General features: G+C 44.8%; 15 protein-coding genes. 11 read left to right on the top strand and 4 right to left on the bottom strand.

Annotated features, from left to right (window positions below; genetic code table 11):
* Positions 1 to 205: 205 nt before the first annotated feature.
* On the top strand, positions 206 to 3,322 hold the full coding sequence (locus C8D85_RS11945; RefSeq protein ID WP_133563018.1) for an EAL domain-containing protein: 3,117 nt from the start codon (positions 206 to 208) through the stop codon (positions 3,320 to 3,322).
* Complete coding sequence (locus C8D85_RS11940) at positions 3,322 to 3,960, top strand: HD domain-containing protein (protein ID WP_133563016.1); 639 nt, start codon at positions 3,322 to 3,324, stop codon at positions 3,958 to 3,960. The genes C8D85_RS11945 and C8D85_RS11940 overlap by 1 nt, the downstream gene beginning before the upstream one ends.
* Here the strand turns inward: C8D85_RS11940 and C8D85_RS11935 are convergent.
* A complete protein-coding gene (locus tag C8D85_RS11935) occupies positions 3,950 to 4,399 on the bottom strand; it encodes a MarR family winged helix-turn-helix transcriptional regulator (RefSeq protein WP_133563013.1) in 450 nt (149 codons plus the stop codon). The genes C8D85_RS11940 and C8D85_RS11935 overlap by 11 nt on opposite strands.
* 57 nt (positions 4,400 to 4,456) lie before the next feature.
* Positions 4,457 to 4,798: a Rieske (2Fe-2S) protein gene (locus C8D85_RS11930; protein ID WP_133563012.1), complete on the bottom strand. Its 342-nt coding sequence runs from the start codon at positions 4,796 to 4,798 to the stop codon at positions 4,457 to 4,459.
* Positions 4,799 to 4,999: 201 nt separating this feature from the next.
* Between C8D85_RS11930 and mrcB the strand changes: the two genes are divergently transcribed.
* Both mrcB and C8D85_RS11920 read left to right on the top strand, forming a co-directional pair.
* Complete coding sequence (gene mrcB, locus C8D85_RS11925) at positions 5,000 to 7,204, top strand: penicillin-binding protein 1B (RefSeq protein WP_244937010.1); 2,205 nt, start codon at positions 5,000 to 5,002, stop codon at positions 7,202 to 7,204.
* Between the two features lie 131 nt (positions 7,205 to 7,335).
* On the top strand, positions 7,336 to 8,172 hold the full coding sequence (locus C8D85_RS11920) for a substrate-binding periplasmic protein (RefSeq protein ID WP_133563007.1): 837 nt from the start codon (positions 7,336 to 7,338) through the stop codon (positions 8,170 to 8,172).
* 62 nt (positions 8,173 to 8,234) lie between these two features.
* Here C8D85_RS11920 and glgA read toward each other — a convergent pair whose 3' ends face one another.
* Positions 8,235 to 9,668, bottom strand: coding sequence for a glycogen synthase GlgA (gene glgA / locus C8D85_RS11915; RefSeq protein ID WP_133563005.1), 1,434 nt, complete (start codon positions 9,666 to 9,668; stop codon positions 8,235 to 8,237).
* Positions 9,669 to 9,765: 97 nt separating this feature from the next.
* Here glgA and glgC point away from each other — a divergent pair, with 97 nt between their 5' ends.
* On the top strand, positions 9,766 to 11,031 hold the full coding sequence (gene glgC, locus C8D85_RS11910) for a glucose-1-phosphate adenylyltransferase (protein WP_133563003.1): 1,266 nt from the start codon (positions 9,766 to 9,768) through the stop codon (positions 11,029 to 11,031).
* Positions 11,032 to 11,082: 51 nt separating this feature from the next.
* Here the strand turns inward: glgC and C8D85_RS11905 are convergent, their stop codons facing one another.
* A complete protein-coding gene (locus tag C8D85_RS11905; protein ID WP_162847581.1) occupies positions 11,083 to 12,036 on the bottom strand; it encodes a TraB/GumN family protein in 954 nt (317 codons plus the stop codon).
* Positions 12,037 to 12,215: 179 nt separating this feature from the next.
* Between C8D85_RS11905 and C8D85_RS11900 the strand changes: the two genes are divergently transcribed.
* From C8D85_RS11900 to recO, 6 genes are all read left to right on the top strand, one after another.
* Positions 12,216 to 12,851, top strand: a complete 636-nt coding sequence (locus C8D85_RS11900) for a riboflavin synthase subunit alpha (RefSeq protein WP_133562999.1) — start codon at positions 12,216 to 12,218, stop codon at positions 12,849 to 12,851.
* Positions 12,852 to 13,063: 212 nt separating this feature from the next.
* Positions 13,064 to 14,869, top strand: a complete 1,806-nt coding sequence (lepA, locus tag C8D85_RS11895) for a translation elongation factor 4 (protein WP_133562997.1) — start codon at positions 13,064 to 13,066, stop codon at positions 14,867 to 14,869.
* Between the two features lie 52 nt (positions 14,870 to 14,921).
* Entirely contained in the window at positions 14,922 to 15,746 is an 825-nt protein-coding gene (gene lepB / locus C8D85_RS11890; RefSeq protein WP_133562995.1) for a signal peptidase I, read from the top strand.
* A 15-nt stretch (positions 15,747 to 15,761) separates the two neighbouring features.
* Positions 15,762 to 16,439: a ribonuclease III gene (rnc, locus tag C8D85_RS11885; protein WP_133562993.1), complete on the top strand. Its 678-nt coding sequence runs from the start codon at positions 15,762 to 15,764 to the stop codon at positions 16,437 to 16,439.
* Positions 16,440 to 17,354 carry a GTPase Era gene (gene era / locus C8D85_RS11880; protein ID WP_133562991.1) on the top strand — a complete coding sequence of 305 codons (915 nt, stop codon included), beginning with the start codon at positions 16,440 to 16,442 and terminating at the stop codon, positions 17,352 to 17,354.
* Positions 17,355 to 17,357: 3 nt separating this feature from the next.
* Positions 17,358 to 18,104, top strand: a complete 747-nt coding sequence (gene recO, locus C8D85_RS11875) for a DNA repair protein RecO (RefSeq protein ID WP_133562989.1) — start codon at positions 17,358 to 17,360, stop codon at positions 18,102 to 18,104.
* Positions 18,105 to 18,111: the final 7 nt, after the last annotated feature.

The raw sequence follows: 18,111 nt of genomic DNA, 5'->3' as shown, positions 1-18,111 counted from the left end.
CCAAAGTGAAATATAGCATATTTGGCAGCTATGCTGTTGAAAGAAGAATAATTTCTTACTTCAGTGTTTTATCAATAATGAGCAGCTACACTGCAACAAGAGGCTGGCTAGATCTTCGAAATGTGAATGATAAGATTGTTTATGATGTATATTTAAGTCAGAGCAAAAATAAGAGTGCAAAACCTAATGATTGGGTGACCAAGGAATGTTCGTTAGATTCGTATGTGCAATTTGTATTTGTTTTTCATCCTATTCTTTTGCGGATAAAACTAGCCTTTCTCTTGCAATACTTTCGTACAACCCTGATGTGAATACGGTTGTATTGTATCAATCCATCTTAAATGAAATGTCTGAGCAACTTGACGATTATGAGTTCAAGCTAACTGTACTTGATTCAGAAAATTTGACAAAAAAGGGAGCTTATCAAAACTTTGATTTCTTTTTGCTGGACCCTGTTAGCTTCTTAACCCTTCGTAGCCTTGGCGTGGTTGGCGGGACTCTTGGAACGTTAAGCCGCGGGAACGGTTCTTTGACAACAAATTTGATGGGAGGAGTGCTTCTGATGCAACAGGGCCTGCCAACTATCCCACTGAAAGATATCTACAAATATAATGTTGCTGTCAGTTCCCCCCACTATTTAGAGAACTATATTGCTCAAGTCTTTGAGCTTGAAGCATTGGGTTACCTTAAACCTACACCAGAAAAGGTATCGGTGTATGAGTCACCAGAAGCAGTTGTCGAATCAGTTGTATCTGGAGAGCAAGAAATTGGCTTTGTTCGAACCGGAGTGATCGAAAGGTTAGTTAAACAAAATCGGTTGCAAGCGGGTGATGTGCAGATACTGAATGCGCAGCATCTAGCTGGCTATCCGTTTAGGGTCTCAACCCGACTTTATCCAGAGTGGGTGTTTGTTGCAAACGCAAAGATTTCTTCAGAAGTGACGCGCTCTGTTGCATCAGCGTTGTTGGCATTAAAAGTCGGTGGCGAAAGTTCCTATCAATATGGGGTGCACGGATTTGCTCCTCCATTGAGTTACATGCCCGTTGAAGAAGTTTTAAAAGCACTTGATATCCCGCCTTATGATGAAGCGCCATTAAGTTGGTGGCGAGTATTCTCTCAATATATTTGGTATTTCGGTTTAGTAACCGCTGCTGTTTGTGCATTAGTGTATTTGTCGTTAAACACATATCGTAAAAATCGGCACTTAACTGTCTTAGTTAGCCAAGAGAAAGAAGCTCAAGCGTTACTTAGTAAAAGCCATCAGCAGCTGGACGAGTTGCTGGGAAGTAGTCCAGCAGTGATCTACTCTCTTGACCCAGAGCACTATCGACCTACATTTGTCAGCAGTAATTGTTTTCAGCTCTATCATAAAAGTGCTGAAGAGGTGAAAAACACCCCGAACTGGTGGAAGTCATCAGTTCACCCAGAAGACTTGGAGGAAACTCTTAAGTTATTTCAACAATGGCAGCATAGCCATTATCGTGACACCTTAGTCCTTACCTATCGACTTGCTTGCGGTGACCACTGGGTTTGGGTTGAAGATCGCCTTCAAGCAATACGCAATGAAGACGATGAGGTAACCCTGCTGGTGGGCGCGCATTCAGATATAACAGATCGACACTTGAGTGAGGAGCAGCTTGAGCTTTGGGCAAGTGTGTTCGCTAACGCACGAGAGGGGATTGCGATTACCAATCCTCATGGCAGCATTTTAGACGTTAATGCAGCTTTTTCTCGTATTACTGGTTATTCGCGAGCGGAAATATTGGGCCAAAATCCTCGAATTCTGAACTCTGGTCGACAGAGTAAAGAATTTTACCAACAGATGTGGGAGCAAATCCTGACTGCTGGTTTTTGGGAAGGGGAGATATGGAATAGAAGAAAAGACGGTAATATCTATGCTCAGAATTTGACGGTCGTTGCTGTTAATGATTCAGAGGGAGAGGTTAGTCATTACATTTCTTTATTTTCAGACATTACCCGTCAAAAGCGCAATGAAGAGCAGTTAGAACATATTGCTTATTTTGATGCATTAACTGGGTTGCCTAATCGAACTAACTTAACCAATACATTGGATATTAAAATCCAAAATGCGTCAGTTTATGGAACGCACTTTGCGCTTTCTTTCTTGGACTTAGATGGCTTTAAGGAAGTGAACGATACGTTTGGTCATGAGACGGGAGACCTGCTGCTAGTCAGTGTTGCTCAACGCATGAAGGCAACCTTAAGTGAGGATTCTGTTGTAGCAAGATTTGGAGGTGATGAGTTTGTCCTAATTCTCCCCATTTCAGGTGAGCGAATAGAAGTCGACTCTCGACTGGAGGCTCTCTTGGTCGCTTTAGCAGAACCTTTTAAAGTATCTGGTGTAACGCTTCATATAAGTGCCAGTATTGGTGTGACGTATTATCCGCAAAAGCGCGTAGTAGAGGCTGATCAACTGATTCGACAGGCAGATCAGGCTATGTACCAGGCGAAAATAAGCGGTCGAAATCGACTTAAAGCTTTCGATTTAAGCCAAGAAGATATTTTAGTTGAGCAGCACCGCTTCTATGATGAACTGCAAACTGCTTTCGACCAAGATCAATTTCGTTTGTACTATCAGCCGAAAGTGAATATGCGCACTCGAGAAGTGATCGGTTATGAAGCATTAATACGTTGGCTACATCCCGACCAAGGGGTATTGCCTCCCGCTGCGTTTCTGCCAGCCATGACAAATCAGGCGCTCGAATTAAAAGTAGGTTTCTGGGTTATCCAAACGGCATTAGAACAGATGCAGGCTTGGGGCTCATTAGACATTTGCCCATGCGTTAGTGTAAATATTGCGGGTTATCAATTACAGCAGGCGTCTTTTATTCCTGAATTGCGCGCACTGTTGAAGCAATTCCCGAAAGAAACCGTGATGCGACTAGAGCTGGAGATTTTAGAAACCAGTGCCATTGAAGATCTAGCTAAAGTGTCTGCTGTGATTGAGGCTTGTAAAATACTGGGCATTCGTGTGTCGCTGGATGATTTTGGTACGGGGTACTCAACTTTGAGTCATTTGAAAGAGTTGCCGGTTGATGTGCTGAAGATCGATCATGGCTTTGTCAGAGATATGCTAGAAGATAAGAGCGATTTAGCCATCATTAAAGGAGTAATAGGCTTTGCAGAGGCTTTTTCTTTAGATGTGATTGCAGAAGGGGTAGAGACATATGAGCACATGGAGCAACTGATTCATTTAGGCTGCGAGCTTGGTCAAGGGTATTATATTTCTCGACCAATGCCTGCAGAGCAAGTGCCGCAATGGTATGATCAATGGATCGAAGCCAACACTGAGACCGTATAATGTTAACCCTTGATACGTTAGAACAGGCCTGCAAAGTCTATTTAGTTGATGAGATGGAACAGGATAGCGCTCATGATCTGGAACATCTGGGGCGAGTGGTGCATCAGAGCAAAAAGCTTGCGTTACAAGAAGGGGCGGATGTTCTCATTGTTGCGGCGGCTGCATGGCTACACGACCTGGTCAATTATCCAAAGGATGACCCTAAAAGAGCGCAAGCATCGTTTGACTCAGCAACAAAAGCAGAGCCGTTCCTAAAAAGGCTGGGGTTTGATAGCGCTGATATTTGTGCCATTCAACACGCCATTGTTACCCACAGCTATAGTGCACAAGTTACCCCTCGAACGCTTGAAGCAAAGGTGGTACAAGATGCTGATCGCTTGGATGCTCTCGGTGCGATCGGGATCGCTAGATGTATGATGGTGGGTGGACGGCTTGACCGTAGTCTCTACGAAGCATTGGATCCATTTTGCCGAGAGCGTGAGCCGAATGATCTTCTTTATACAGTCGATCACTTTTACAAAAAGCTTTTGAGTTTAGACAGTTCGTTTCAAACTTTTAGCGGCCGTAAAGAGGCGCAGCGCCGCTCCCAATTTATGCGAACTTTTCTCGATCAATTGGCCTCTGAGATCAGTGAGTAGATTTTTGGTATAGGCTTAAGTTCTCACTCATAATGTTAGCAATGTCTAAGAAGTGCTGAAGTTGCTCGTCAGTTAAGCCATGAGTCATGGCTTCTAATGCATCGATATCATAACGTTCTAACGTTCCAAAGCAGGTTTTGCCTTGTTCTGTTAAACGAAGGAAAAAGCTGCGTTTGTCTTCGGGGTTTGGGAATCGTTCTACCATGGACTGCGACTCTAGCTCTTTGACCAAACGAGTGACTTGCCCTTTATCTCGTCCACAGCGATGAGCAATGAGCATGGGTGTGCAGTTAGGGCAATCATGAATCATCTTGAGAATAATAAAATACAAAGGCGACAGGGGAATGTCGCTGTCGTTCATCGCATATCTCATCGCATGCTTTAAGCCGGAAATGATACCAATTAATGCTGTTTGTATATCGCGTTCAAATTTTGCCATGGTTCTATTTATTGTTTTGTCTATTAAGTGTGTTGAATCGGAGCGTTTAAAGGACTCTTAATGCTCTGACCTTGATAAAAAGAGATCATCGTCTTGCCAAATAAATTGGTATCGTTCGAGTTTGTGGCCCAAGCATGGTCCTGAAACACAGGCGCCAGATGAAGGCAAAAACTGTGCGCCATGTAATGGACATTCAACGAGAGAAAAGGTTTCATCAAAACAATGCGACTGATCAGTGAGTAGTTTCTTGTTTTGATGCGGGCAGCGGTTGCGAAAGGCAAACCGTTGGCCATGAAGGTTAAATACAACCAGTTTCTGAGAGGCTACCTCCATGGCAATGCATTCGTGATCTTTAAGCGCATTGATGGTATCCGACTGTAACTGACTTAATTTCCACAAAGTGGTAGCCCTTTTTCATATTTATAACGTTAAAGTGTATCGATTTTGAAAATAAAGTCATAGGTTAGTCTCCTTGAATTGCTGATAGCGTTGATGCTCTTTATACTCCGCCCTATGACTAAAAAAGCCTCCTCAAAAACTTCCAAAAGCGCCTCTACTCAACGTAAAAACAAAGGGAAAAAGCCCTCGTTTCTAAAGCGGTTGAGTAAATGGCTATTGCTACTAGTGATATTAGCGAGTATCCCTTTCGCCGTTTGGATTTGGTGGTTAGATAAACAAGTTGTGGCGCGCTTTGAAGGGCAGAAATGGCAAGTACCTTCTGAAGTGTACAGTGCTCCGCTGGTGTTGTTAGACGGAGCCCCGTGGCGCAAACAAGATCTTGAACAAGTATTGATGGATTATGGTTATCGCTTCGGAAAGAACAGCCAGAAAATAGGTTGGGCAGCTAGAAGTCAAACCAAGGTCAGCGCTCATCTTCGTGATTATATGGACCATACGGGGTATCACCCAGCCTCAAGGCGTATATTCTCCTTTGCTAATGGCACACTACAGATTCAAGATGTTTCAGGTAAACGCTATCGTACCGCCACACTTGAGCCGCAAAAGGTCGGTTACTTGTACGGCGGTAACACTGAAAACCGGGACATACTGGTGTTTGAAGAGATCCCGAAAAGTCTGATTGATATTTTGACCATTACTGAAGACCGAGAGTTTTTTTCTCATTTTGGCATCTCTTTTACCGGTATTGCGCGGGCGGCCTGGGTCAACCTGAGCTCTGGGAGTCGGCGTCAAGGCGGTTCAACGCTAACGCAACAGTTGATCAAGAATATGTTTCTGACGTCAGACAGGACCTATTCCAGAAAAATTACAGAAGTATTTATGGCGTTGCTACTTGAGTACCGTTATAGCAAAGAAGACATCATCACTGCTTACATTAATGAGGTGTATTTGGCTCAAGAGGGCAGTAGTGCATTGCACGGCTTTGCCGCAGCCAGTGAGTATTTTTATGGGCGACCGCTAGGAGAGCTAAACCTTGCTGAGCAAGCATTGCTAGTGGGAATGGTGAAAGGTCCTTCGATTTATAATCCACGTCGACATCCCGAAAGAGCTAAGCAGCGACGAAATGTGGTGCTTGATTTGTTGTATGAACAAGGACGATTAACGCAAGGCAATGCAAACGCGCTAAAACAGCTGCCATTGCGAGTGACCAAAGAAGGCAAACGCCGTTCGGTCTTTGGTGACTACTTGGATTTGGTGTCCATGCAGTTAGAGCGAGATTTTGACGCTTCAGCGTTGGCGACTGAGAATTTAAAAATTTATACCGGCCTTGATATTCGAGCACAAAAAAATGCGCTGGCAGCCATGCAAGGACGCGTTAGTGCTTTAGAACAGCAGAAGACCGAGCTACGTGGCCTACAAGGGGCAATGGTGGTGACGGATCGCTTGTCGGGGCAGGTTCGTGCGGTGGTAGGGTCTTCCGATAAACTCTACAGCGGCTTTAATCGCGCTTTGGGAGCGGTTCGACCCATTGGCTCATTGGTGAAGCCTTCAATATATTTAACGGCGATTGCAACAGGTCGCTTCACATGGTGGGATCGATTGGAGGATGCACCGCAGCAGTTCAAGGTAGGGAGCACTTTATGGCAGCCGCAAAACTACAGCCGCACAAGTCATGGTGAAGTGCCTATGTATGAAGCGTTGGCCAAATCCTACAACTTGGCAACGATTGATCTAGCGAGTCAGCTTGGCTTTGACCGAGTGGCGCAAACACTTAAAGACTTAGGTGTGAAAAGGCCATTTACCATGTATCCGTCTGTTGCGCTAGGTTCACTAGAGCTATCCCCATTTGAGGTGGCAAGACTGTATCAACCGTTAGCCTCAACAGGCCAAAGCGCGGAGTTAGGGGTGGTTTTATCTGTGATGGACCAAAGTGGTAAGGTGCTGAAGCGTTTTGATCAATCCAGCTCTGTTCCGTTTACCAAAGAAGCTTTGGCGGTCACTTTAGCTGGGATGACTAAGTCCCCTGAAATTGGCACAGCGAGGGCCGCTCAAGCTCAGCTTCCGGGGCTTCGATTCGCGGCCAAAACGGGAACGACGAATGACCAGAGGGATAGTTGGTTTGTCGCTATTACGGGGGATTATTTAAGTACCGTATGGCTTGGGCAAGACGATAATGCCCCAATGAATATTACTGGCAGCTCCGGGGCGCAATGGGTTTGGATTGATTTCGCTAAAGCCCTTCCGCAGCAGTCATTGCCTAAAGCATTGCCTTCTGGTGCGGCTTACTACCAAGTAACAAAAGATGAGTTTGAAATCGCAGCAGACCGATGTGATGAAAAAGTTGAGCTGGCATTTATAGAGGGGACTCAGCCTAGATCGAGCACTTCATGTATCTGGCCATTTTAAAGTTGAACACTTGGATCGAATTCAGATTTGTAATTCGCTGATATATATGGTTTTCTGTGTGCATTGCGCCACGCTTTAGAAGAGTGGTGGCGTAGCTTTAAAATGACTAGCGAAGTAGTGAAGTGCTTACAATGACTCGATTTTTAACTATAAAAGGCACTATAACAAAAAGTTTGGCACCAGCGTTGGTGTTAGGAGCTCTGTTTGGCTCTCATGCTTTCGCCGCAACGGAAGATAGCGCAAGTTGCACTTCCCTTAGGGCAACCGGTAATCCTGAATACCCACCTTTTCTCTGGCAGGTGGAGAATAGCTCATTGCTACATGGCGCTGTGGCCAATCTCATGTCCGAGTTAAGTAAGAAAATACAGATACCTATTGAGACGGTTTATGTTGGGCCTTGGTCTCGCTCCCAGCAAGAAGTGCGAAGTGGTCGAGTTGATTTGATGGCAGGGGCTTTTTATACCTCTGAGCGCGCAGATTATATGGAGTATTTTTCTCCTGCCATGATGTTTACAAAAAGCGTTGTGTGGCAGTCAGCAGTGGCAAAATTTCACTACAGTTCTTGGCCGGATTTAAAGGGGCGCTGGGGAGTCACCGTCATTAATAATAGCTTTGGTCAAGAGTTCGATGCTTATGCCAAGCAGAATTTGAATTTGTTAACCGTGGCTAGCCTAGAGCAAGCCTTGTCAATGCTAGGAGCAGGTCGTGCGGACTTTGTGCTGTACGAGAAAAACCCTGGCGCTGCCTATGTTCAAAAAATGGGACTTGAGAATGTTGTATCGGCGGTTGAGCCAGCCATTAGCAGTGAAGGGTTATTTTTAACTATCTCTAAAGAATCTCCATGCAATACGCCTGAATTGAAGAGCAAGATAGCCATTGCACTGCGTGAGTTAGTCGATGAAAGTGTACCTCAGGATGTGCTGATGGATGCACTAACGGAGTGGCGCGAAGGACCAAGCAAACTTTAAGTGATTTTCGATTATTTAGATCATGTTTTAAGGCCGCTATCCGTATAGCGGCCTTTTTCATTTTAGGCGTTTAATAGCGATTGGTATAGGTTAATCCAAGTCGCTGTGGCGCGATCCCAGCTATGATCTTGTGACATGGCTTGAATCTGTTTAATGCGCCATCCTTCAAGGTCATTGAAAGCGACTAGTGAGCGTTCAATAGCAGATTTCAAATCTTCGGTGTTGGCATGTTGAAATACAAACCCATTCGCATGCTGGCCTTCCTCAAATACAGTGTCAGCAAGTCCGCCGGTGCTGCGAACAATTGGCAGGGTTCCATATTTTAAAGCGTACAGCTGGGTGAGTCCGCAGGGTTCAAATCGAGACGGAATCAACAGCATGTCGATACCAGCCTGGAGTCGATGAGAATAGGCTTCATCGTAGCCAATTCTTATGCTGACTTGATCAGGGTATCGTTCTTGTAAAGCTAAATACTGTTGTTCTAGTACTTTGTCACCAGAACCAAGCAAAATGAACATTGCACCCTTTTCTAGAGCAGACTCAATAGCATCGGGAATGAGGTCTAATCCTTTTTGCTCGGTTAGACGGCTTACCACGCCAAATACCGGAGCCTCAGGGCTCTCAGGAAGGCCGTTTTCACGTTGCAGCGCTAGTTTGTTGTAAAGCTTTTGGTCAATGCTGTGAAGGTCATAGTGAGTATGAATGTATGGATCAATGCTAGGAGACCATTCGTTATAATCCACGCCATTTAACACGCCGAAGAGTTTGTGTCGAACTGCTTTAAGTGTGCCATCTAAGCCATCGCCATAAGTAGGAGTTAGGATTTCATTGGCATAAGTCGGACTGACTGTTGTGATGGCGTCGGCATATACGAGGCCGGCTTTCAAGGCAGAGTAGCGCCCATAAAACTCCATACCATGTAGGTTCAATAAATCATGTGGCAGTCGAACACGATCAAACTGTTCAATCGGAAAGCTGCCGTTGTAGCGAAGGTTATGGACGGTGGTTACGACAGGAGGGTGTTCTAGGCGCCAAGCAGCAAGGTAGGCTGCAGCAAAACCTGTTTGCCAATCGTTCAAGTGCAGAATGTCAGGTTGCCAGTCGATCAAGTGTCCATACTGAGTGATCATCGCGCACACCCAAGAGAATGCAGCAAAGCGGATGTCATTATCAGCAAAATCGTTGCCGTGAGAGTCGAGGTAGGGGCCTCCTTCACGCTCAAATAAGCTTTGGCATTGAACGAGATAAATAGGAGTGTCGCTATCTGGTAAATGGGTTTCTAAAAGAATTAAATCACCAACCGAAAATGGGTTGCCTAAATTGCGGCGGCTTTGTACAGGTGGTAACTTTTCTAAAATGCCACTGTAAGCTGGCATGATCAGCTTAACATCGATGTTTTTTGCTCTTAAAGCAATTGGAAGTGCACCTGCAACATCTGCAAGTCCGCCAGTTTTAATTAAAGGGTGAATCTCAGATGAAGCAAATAGGACTTTCATAATTTAGTTTTCGTATTGATTTAGTAATATGACCAGAGTATACCTAATAAATGCCTAATATAGTGTGAGGCTTGGATAAAAAAAGTAAGGGTGATATATGGATTTGAATGCCGCGCGTATGAGTACTCTCTCGCTTATTTTAGCGGGAGGTCGGGGGTCACGACTGAAACATCTCACTAACCACCGTTCGAAGCCAGCTGTTCCTATTGCTGGTAAGTATAAAATAATCGATTTTCCGCTTTCCAATTGCATCAACTCAGGGATGAGAAAAATTGCGGTCCTCACGCAATACCGATCTCACACTTTGAATCAACATGTTCAGCGCGGCTGGAACTTTTTGCGCTCTGATTTCAATGAATTCATAGAGTTATGGCCTGCACAACAGCAAACAGGAGAAGACTGGTATCGTGGTACGGCTGATGCTGTCTATCAGAATTTTAAAATGATCGATGAGCTAAACAGCGAGTACATATTAATTTTAGCGGGTGACCACGTTTACCGTCAGGATTACAGTGTGATGCTCAAGGAACACATTGAAAATCAAGCGGATGTGACGGTGGCTTGCATTGAAGTACCGGTCAAAGAAGCGGACCAATTTGGCATAATGCATGTCGATGAAAATGATAATATCATTGCCTTCGAAGAAAAGCCTTCCAATCCACCGACCATGCCCGGCAATCCAAACGTCTCTCTTGCGAGCATGGGGATCTACATTTTTAGCACGAAGTTCTTGAGAGAAAACCTCATGAACGATGCACAAGATTGTGATTCAAGTCATGACTTTGGTAAAGACCTTATTCCTATGTTTGTTGGGCGCTCAAAGATAAAAGCCCACCATTTTGCTAACAGTTGTATCCCTAATGATAGTTACCCCGATAAACCTTATTGGCGTGATGTGGGGACTTTGACTGCGTACTGGGAGTCCAATATGGACTTAACCAAACTGGTACCAGAATTAGACTTATACGATGAGTCTTGGCCTATTCGTACGACGCATTATCAGCGCCCTGCGGCGAAATTTAACTACAACTATGAAGAGCGTATTGGTACGGCTTTAAATTCGGTTGTGTCGGCTGGTTGCATTGTCTCAGGCTCAACGGTTGAGCAATCTATTTTGTTTAATAATGTCCGAGTGAACTCGTATTCTCATGTTAAAAAGTGCGTCATTTTGCCACGATGCGATATTGGCAGACATTGCCAGCTGACGAACGTTGTTGTGGACTCTGATACGAAAATTCCGCCTAATACTATTATCGGTGAAGATCCTGTTGCGGATGCAAAGCGTTTCTATCGAAATGATGATGGGATTGTTTTGGTTACCCAAGAAATGGTTGACAAGCTGGAGCACACTACTAGCGCTTGATCCATTGTTTTATATCAGCCGTTTTCTAATAAAAGCTCTTTGATAGGGCTTTTATTGTTTTTGTAGGTTTTTGTCTTGAAACATTGGCCTTGGGTAAAAGCCTTTTTGCTCAAGCTCTTTGATGATGCTTTTCGGGCCGCTTAGGTGTAAAGCACCGACTACAACAAAGGTTGTTTGAGAGCGGTTAGGTGATTGCCCAAGGTATATACTGATAACATCCGCCATGCGTTGATTGCGATGGTCAAGCAGGGCTTCCATCATGGGCTTTAGTTTTGGGTTGTCGAGTACGTCTTGATAGACAAATTGATATAGACCATCTGGATCAGCCTGACGCCAATACTCGGTCATTTTAGCCATGTAATCTTCATCGTCCATTTGATCTAGGCTGGTTTCTAGCATGGTAAGCTGTGCTTGAAATGGCGTATCTGCAATTGCACTGATTTGTTGAGAAAGGGTTTCTATCTCCAAAACAGGAAGTCCCTTCTGCTTTGCTAGTTTCAAAAAGTGTAGATCAATGCCGTACTCGGCTTGATAGTCTGAATCTTTCAGTTGAACTTGGGTCAACTGCTCCACTAGCATCCAAGGTCTTATATGTAACATGCGTTCGTAGTCAGACTGGTTGGCTTTCGCGAATTGTTGTAATGCAGTCAGTCTTTTGTCATCTAGGTAGCGGTCGATGGTGACACCTTTTGGTAGCCACATTTTTGATTGAACTAAGCGGGCAGATTGGTTGGGATCCAGTTGTTCTGGGTCTAATTCAACGGCTAATCGATCGGCGCTTTGGAAGGCTTTTTCGTAAGCTGCTGGCAAAGGGTAGAAGTCGGGTGTCAGGGCGTGAATAGATCCTACTAAATAAACTGTCGCGCCTTGATTTTGCACTTGCCACATGAAAGGTTGATAAGTACTGGTCGTAGCCTGAGCTTTAGCTACAACTAAAACAGAGACCAATATAAACTTGAAGAACAACGCTTGTGGACGCATAAACTTGTCTACTATATGTCGCATGAAAAAGAGGCTTATCCCCGATGCTTGTGGATAACCCATGTAGAGGTGGTGTGATAACTCTCTCAATGCCTTGATATATAGGCGTTGAGGCGGTTTAGTATATTAATTCTTCAATCCTCAAGCCGAACGCTGTTGTAGCATGTCTACAACCTAATTAAAGAACAGATAGAGGACCGAAAATGTTTACTGGCATAGTCCAAGGTATGGCGGAAGTTGTTTCCTGTCAAGAGAATGGTCGAAACCTCATTCTAGAAGTGAAGTTTCCTCAAGGTATGATGCTGCAGCAGCAACTGGGTGCAAGTGTTGCGATTAACGGTGTATGTCTGACTGTTGCGAAAATAGAAGGGGATATCTTAACGTTTGATGTCATTGATACGACTTTAAATCTGACCAATATTGGTCGCTTAAAGCCGGGCGTTAAAGTCAACTTCGAGCGAGCAGCTAGAATGGGCGATGAGGTAGGTGGTCATGTTATGTCTGGTCACATTATGACGACGGTGACAGTGCGTCATATTGAACGCATCGATGAAAGTTTTCATATTCGTTTTGCTGTGGACCTTGAAAACCCTGACGTTGACGCTCGACGTTACTTGTTTGATAAAGGCTACGTAGGACTCAATGGAGCAAGCTTAACTATCAGTGCCATTGGTGATGATTGGATCGAAGTATCCCTGATTCCTGAAACCTTGCGTTTGACGACGTTTGGTATTCTGCAGTCTGGTGATTTGGTCAACCTAGAAATTGATGCCCATACACAAGCAACTGTCGATACGGTTGAACGTGTTCTAAAGCAGCGTGGGATTGTGTTGCCCTAACGTAAAAATCGAGGATATGGTGCGCGACAACGGAAATAAATGGAGTCTATCCCCTAATTTCGGTAGAATGCGCGCCATATTTTACCCTGAGGTTCTGTTTATAAGTCATTTATTACTTGGTTTGAGCGCTGAATCAGACTTGAGCTCTGCCTGCCCCGTAGTGGACTTATCAACAGTTACTTAATATCAAATCGCTTTTTAAGTGTGAGTTTATAGTGTCGAACAATCTTAAGCACATCCGAAATTTTAGTATTATCGCGCACATTGACCATGGTAAGTCGACCTTGGCGGACCGTTTTATTCAAAAATGTGAAGGTCTGTCTGAGCGTGAAATGGCCAACCAAGTGTTGGATTCGATGGATATCGAGCGTGAGCGCGGTATCACTATCAAAGCACAAAGTGTGACGCTTGATTTCCATTCCGAGGACGGTAATACCTACCAACTTAACTTCATCGATACACCTGGACACGTAGACTTCTCTTACGAAGTGTCACGTTCTCTTGCGGCTTGTGAAGGTGCATTGTTGGTAGTTGACGCCGCGCAGGGTGTGGAAGCTCAGTCCGTAGCGAACTGTTATACAGCGATCGAACAGGGCCTTGAGGTTATGCCGGTTTTGAACAAAATCGACTTACCTCAAGCTGAGCCAACTCGTGTTGCAGCAGAAATCGAAGAAATCATTGGTATTGATGCCACGGATGCGGTGACTTGTTCAGCGAAAACAGGTTTGGGTGTAGAAGATGTGCTAGAGCGTCTTGTTGCTACGATCCCACCACCAGAGGGCGATACTGAAGCGCCTTTACAAGCATTGATCATCGACTCTTGGTTTGACAACTACCTAGGCGTTGTCTCTCTAGTGCGTATTAAACAGGGCACACTTCGCAAGAAAGATAAGATTTTCATCAAGTCGACTAAGCAAACCTACCCAGTAGATAACATTGGTATCTTTACGCCTAAGCGCAAAGAAACCGGTGTCTTAAAGGCGGGTGAAGTAGGTTATGTCATTGCGGGTATCAAAGATATCCACGGTGCGCCGGTGGGTGACACGATTACGCACATCGCAACCCCTGATGTGCCGCAGTTATCTGGTTTCCAAAAAGTAAAACCACAGGTTTACGCAGGGTTATTCCCAGTGAGCTCTGATGACTACGAAGATTTCCGTGAAGCGTTAGATAAACTAACGCTTAACGATGCTTCGTTATTCTTCGAGCCAGAAACATCTGACGCCCTTGGTTTTGGTTTCCGTTGTGGTTTCCTAGGGATGCTTCACATGGAAATCATCCAAGAGCGTTTGGAACGTGAATACGACCTTGATCTGATTACCACAGCGCCAACGGTAGTTTACGAAGTGGAACTAAATAGCGGTGATGTGATCAACGTTGATAGCCCATCGAAGATGCCAGACCCAGGTACGGTTCGTGAAATGCGTGAGCCAATCGTAGAGGCAAATATTCTTGTGCCGCAGGATTACCTTGGTAACGTCATTTCTCTGTGTGTTGAGAAACGTGGTATCCAAAAAGACATGCAATACGTTGGTAGCCAAGTTCAGCTTCGTTACCACTTGCCGATGAATGAGGTGGTATTGGACTTCTTCGATCGTCTTAAGTCTTGTAGCCGCGGTTTTGCTTCGTTGGATTACTCTTTCCATCACTTTGAAGCCGCGCCATTGGTTCGCTTGGATATCTTGATCAACAGTGAGCGAGTGGATGCGTTGGCTCTGATCATGCACCGTGACAACGTGCAAACCAAAGGTCGTGCATTGTGTGAGAAGATGAAAGACCTGATTCCGCGTCAGATGTTTGATGTGGCTATCCAAGGTGCCGTGGGTGCCAAAGTGATTGCTCGTACTACCGTAAAAGCATTGCGTAAAAACGTAACAGCGAAATGTTACGGTGGTGACGTGAGTCGTAAGAAGAAACTGCTGCAGAAGCAGAAAGAAGGTAAAAAGCGCATGAAGCAAGTCGGTAACGTCGAAGTGCCTCAAAGTGCATTCTTAGCTGTACTTAAAGTCGATAGCTAAGCCGGAAAGATAGGGCCGCATCCAGTGCGGCTCTTTTACTTGGAGAGTAAGTATGGATTTTGATTTCGAGTTAATCCTAGCGATTGCCTTTTTGATTACCCTAGCGGCTTGGTTAGTGGATAGATTGGTTTATGCGCCAAAGCGTAAATTCATTTTGTCGCAAATGGCGCCAGAGGCAGTAGCAGCCCTTGATAAAAACGTTAAGCAGAATCTTGCAGATACGCCGAAATGGTTGCTAGAGGTCAAATCTTACTTCGTTATCATCGCAGTAATCTTTGGTTTGCGTTCATTTGTTGCGGAGCCGTTTCAGATTCCATCTGGATCTATGTTGCCGACTCTTGAGATTGGTGACTTCATTTTAGTGAATAAAATGGATTATGGCATTCGTCTCCCAGTTTTGAACTCGACCATAATCCCGACGACGGAGCCTAAGCGTGGGGATGTCGTTGTCTTTAAATACCCTGAAAACCCAAGTTTGAACTATATTAAACGCATGATTGGTTTGCCTGGTGATGTTATTAGCTACCATAACAAGCGACTTATGATTAATGGGGAGTTGATGGATGAGTCGCTATTGGCTGAGCTACCTGTTTCTCTAAATCCAAGCCGTGAACCAGTAGCGGTATTTCAAGAAGAGTTAGATGGTGTATCACATGAAGTTTACAAAAGTTACCGACGTAACCCTCTTGAAGGGGATTGGGTGGTACCTGAAGGTCAATATTTTGTGATGGGCGATAACCGCGATAATAGTGCGGATAGCCGAGTCTGGGGCTTTGTTCCGGAAGAAAACTTAAAAGGCCGAGCATTCTATGTATGGCTGCATTGGGATGAGTTCTTTAGTCTCCCGAGCTTTAAGAATAACGGTTTAATTGAATAATATTTTGGAGAAATTTTGAGCTCTCTTTATGACAAATTGTGTCGGCGTATAGGGTACTTCTTCGCCGACCTTGGGTTGCTTGAGTTAGCGTTGACACACCGTAGTTATGGTGGAAAAAACAACGAACGATTGGAGTTTTTAGGCGATTCGATCTTAAATTATGTGATCGCTGAGGACTTGTTTCACCGTTTTCCTAAAGCGAAAGAAGGCGAGTTAAGTCGACTGCGCGCGTCCCTTGTGAAAGGTGACACCTTGGCCGAGTTAGCTCGTGAATTCCAATTGGGGGATTTCCTTAAGCTTGGGGCTGGTGAGCTTAAAAGCGGTGGGTTTCGTCGTGATTCTATTCTGGCTGATGCTGTTGAAGGGATCATCGGAGCGATTTACCTCGATGCAGGTATGGATGTTTGCCGACAGCATATTCTGGAGTGGTACAAAGAGCGTTTAAATGCGACGTCTCTAAAAGTGGTAACGAAAGACGCTAAGACGCGACTGCAAGAGTTTCTGCAAGCACGTAAGCATTCGCTTCCCCAATATGAAGTGGTGGATATCGTTGGTGAACCGCATGCTCAGACATTTTTTGTACACTGCCAAATTGAATTATTCGATGCGCCAATCGAAGGCAAAGGGAGTAGCCGGAGAATTGCCGAGCAAAATGCTGCTGCCAAAGCACTTAAACAGTTGGAAAAAAACTAAATGCATCACGAAGAAGATTACCAAGAAATTACCCATTGTGGCTTTGTTGCCATTGTTGGTCGACCTAACGTTGGTAAATCAACGTTAATGAACCACATTCTTGGTCAAAAACTGTCTATTACATCGCGTAAGCCGCAAACGACACGCGATCAAATCTTAGGTGTGCAAACCAAAGGTCATATGCAAACCATTTATGTGGACACACCTGGGCTGCATAAAGGGCAAGATAAAGCCATCAACCGTTATATGAACCGAACGGCTAACCAAGCGCTAAAAGATGTTGATGTAGTCCTGTTTGTGATCGATGCGGAGCGTTGGACCGAAGAAGACGATAATGTGTTAGCAAAGGTTCGTCATGCAGAGTGTCCTGTAGTTTTGGTGGTAAATAAGGTCGATAAACTGGAAGAGAAGGATGAGTTGCTACCACGCATGATGTCACTTTCAGAGAAAATGGATTTCTCACAGATTGTACCGATCTCTGCGTTGCGTAATAAGAACTTAGACCGTTTAGAAGCGCTAGTTGAAAGCTACATCCCTGAAGGTGTCCAGTATTACCCTGAAGATCAAATCACCAATCGTAGCTCGCGCTTTTTGGCTGCTGAAATTGTGCGTGAGAAGATTACGCGTCAGCTGGGCCAAGAAGTGCCTTATGAAGTTGCTGTGCAAATCGAAGAGTTTGTTTTTGAAGGTAGCACTATTCACATCAGTGCTTTGATCTTAGTCGAACGTGACGGCCAAAAACGCATCATCATTGGTGATAAAGGTGCCAAGATTAAACTGATCGGAAAAGAATCTCGCATTGATATGGAGAACTTGTTCCAGCAGAAGGTAATGTTGAATTTATGGGTTAAGGTGCGTTCTGGCTGGTCTGATGATGAGCGAGCGTTGGCCAGTTTAGGTTATCAAGACGATTAATTCGTGCGCGTTCAAGGCTACGTAATACATACTCGTCCCTTTCAAGATGACAAAGTCTTAGTGGACATTTTGACTCGTGAAGCGGGCTTAATACGAGGGGTATGGCGTAAAAAAACGAAAGAGGCTCGGGTATCCCCCGGGTCTTTTTTGTTGCTAGAATTTGAGTTATCTGGTCGTTCGGAATTGAAAACGATTCGCTCTGCCGAGGCGCTTGGGGCATCGATACAACTTACAGGCACTGCTTTGTACAGTGCTTTCTATGTGCATGAGTTGATTGAACGATTGTTGCCCGTGAATTTGCCGTTTGAACCACTGTTTATTTTATACCAATGGCTGATTTCCCATTTAGGTGGGGATGTGCCGATTGCACCCTTGTTAAGGCGCTTTGAGCTTGGACTGTTCGAGGAGCTTGGGGTGCAAGTGAATATGGCCGCCACCAGTCGAGGTGAGGTGTTGGAGCCAAATCAGCTTTATCAATTGCATCATAAGTTTGGTCTTCGCCCCTACTATGGTGAACAGCCTAAGGTAAAGCCAATTGTGTTTCTGGACGGCGCTGCAGCGATGGCTTATGCCAGCGGGAGTTGGAACAATAAATACGTACTGACTCTAGCCAAGGAGCTACATCGGGCATGGCTGGATTTAGCGCTTGGTGAAAAACCATTAAAATCACGATCTCTTCTGCCTGCAAGTCCCTATGATGGCGAGCGTTTATGGCAGGTGCCTATTTTCAAACTTTCGGATAAGGTCTAGTTACGTT

It is taken from the genome of Marinomonas communis (genome assembly GCF_004363305.1).
In the GTDB taxonomy this organism is placed as follows: Bacteria; Pseudomonadota; Gammaproteobacteria; order Pseudomonadales; family Marinomonadaceae; genus Marinomonas; species Marinomonas communis.
Note: the sequence above shows the minus strand (reverse complement) of the source record. Positions and strands in the feature narration are given on the sequence as shown.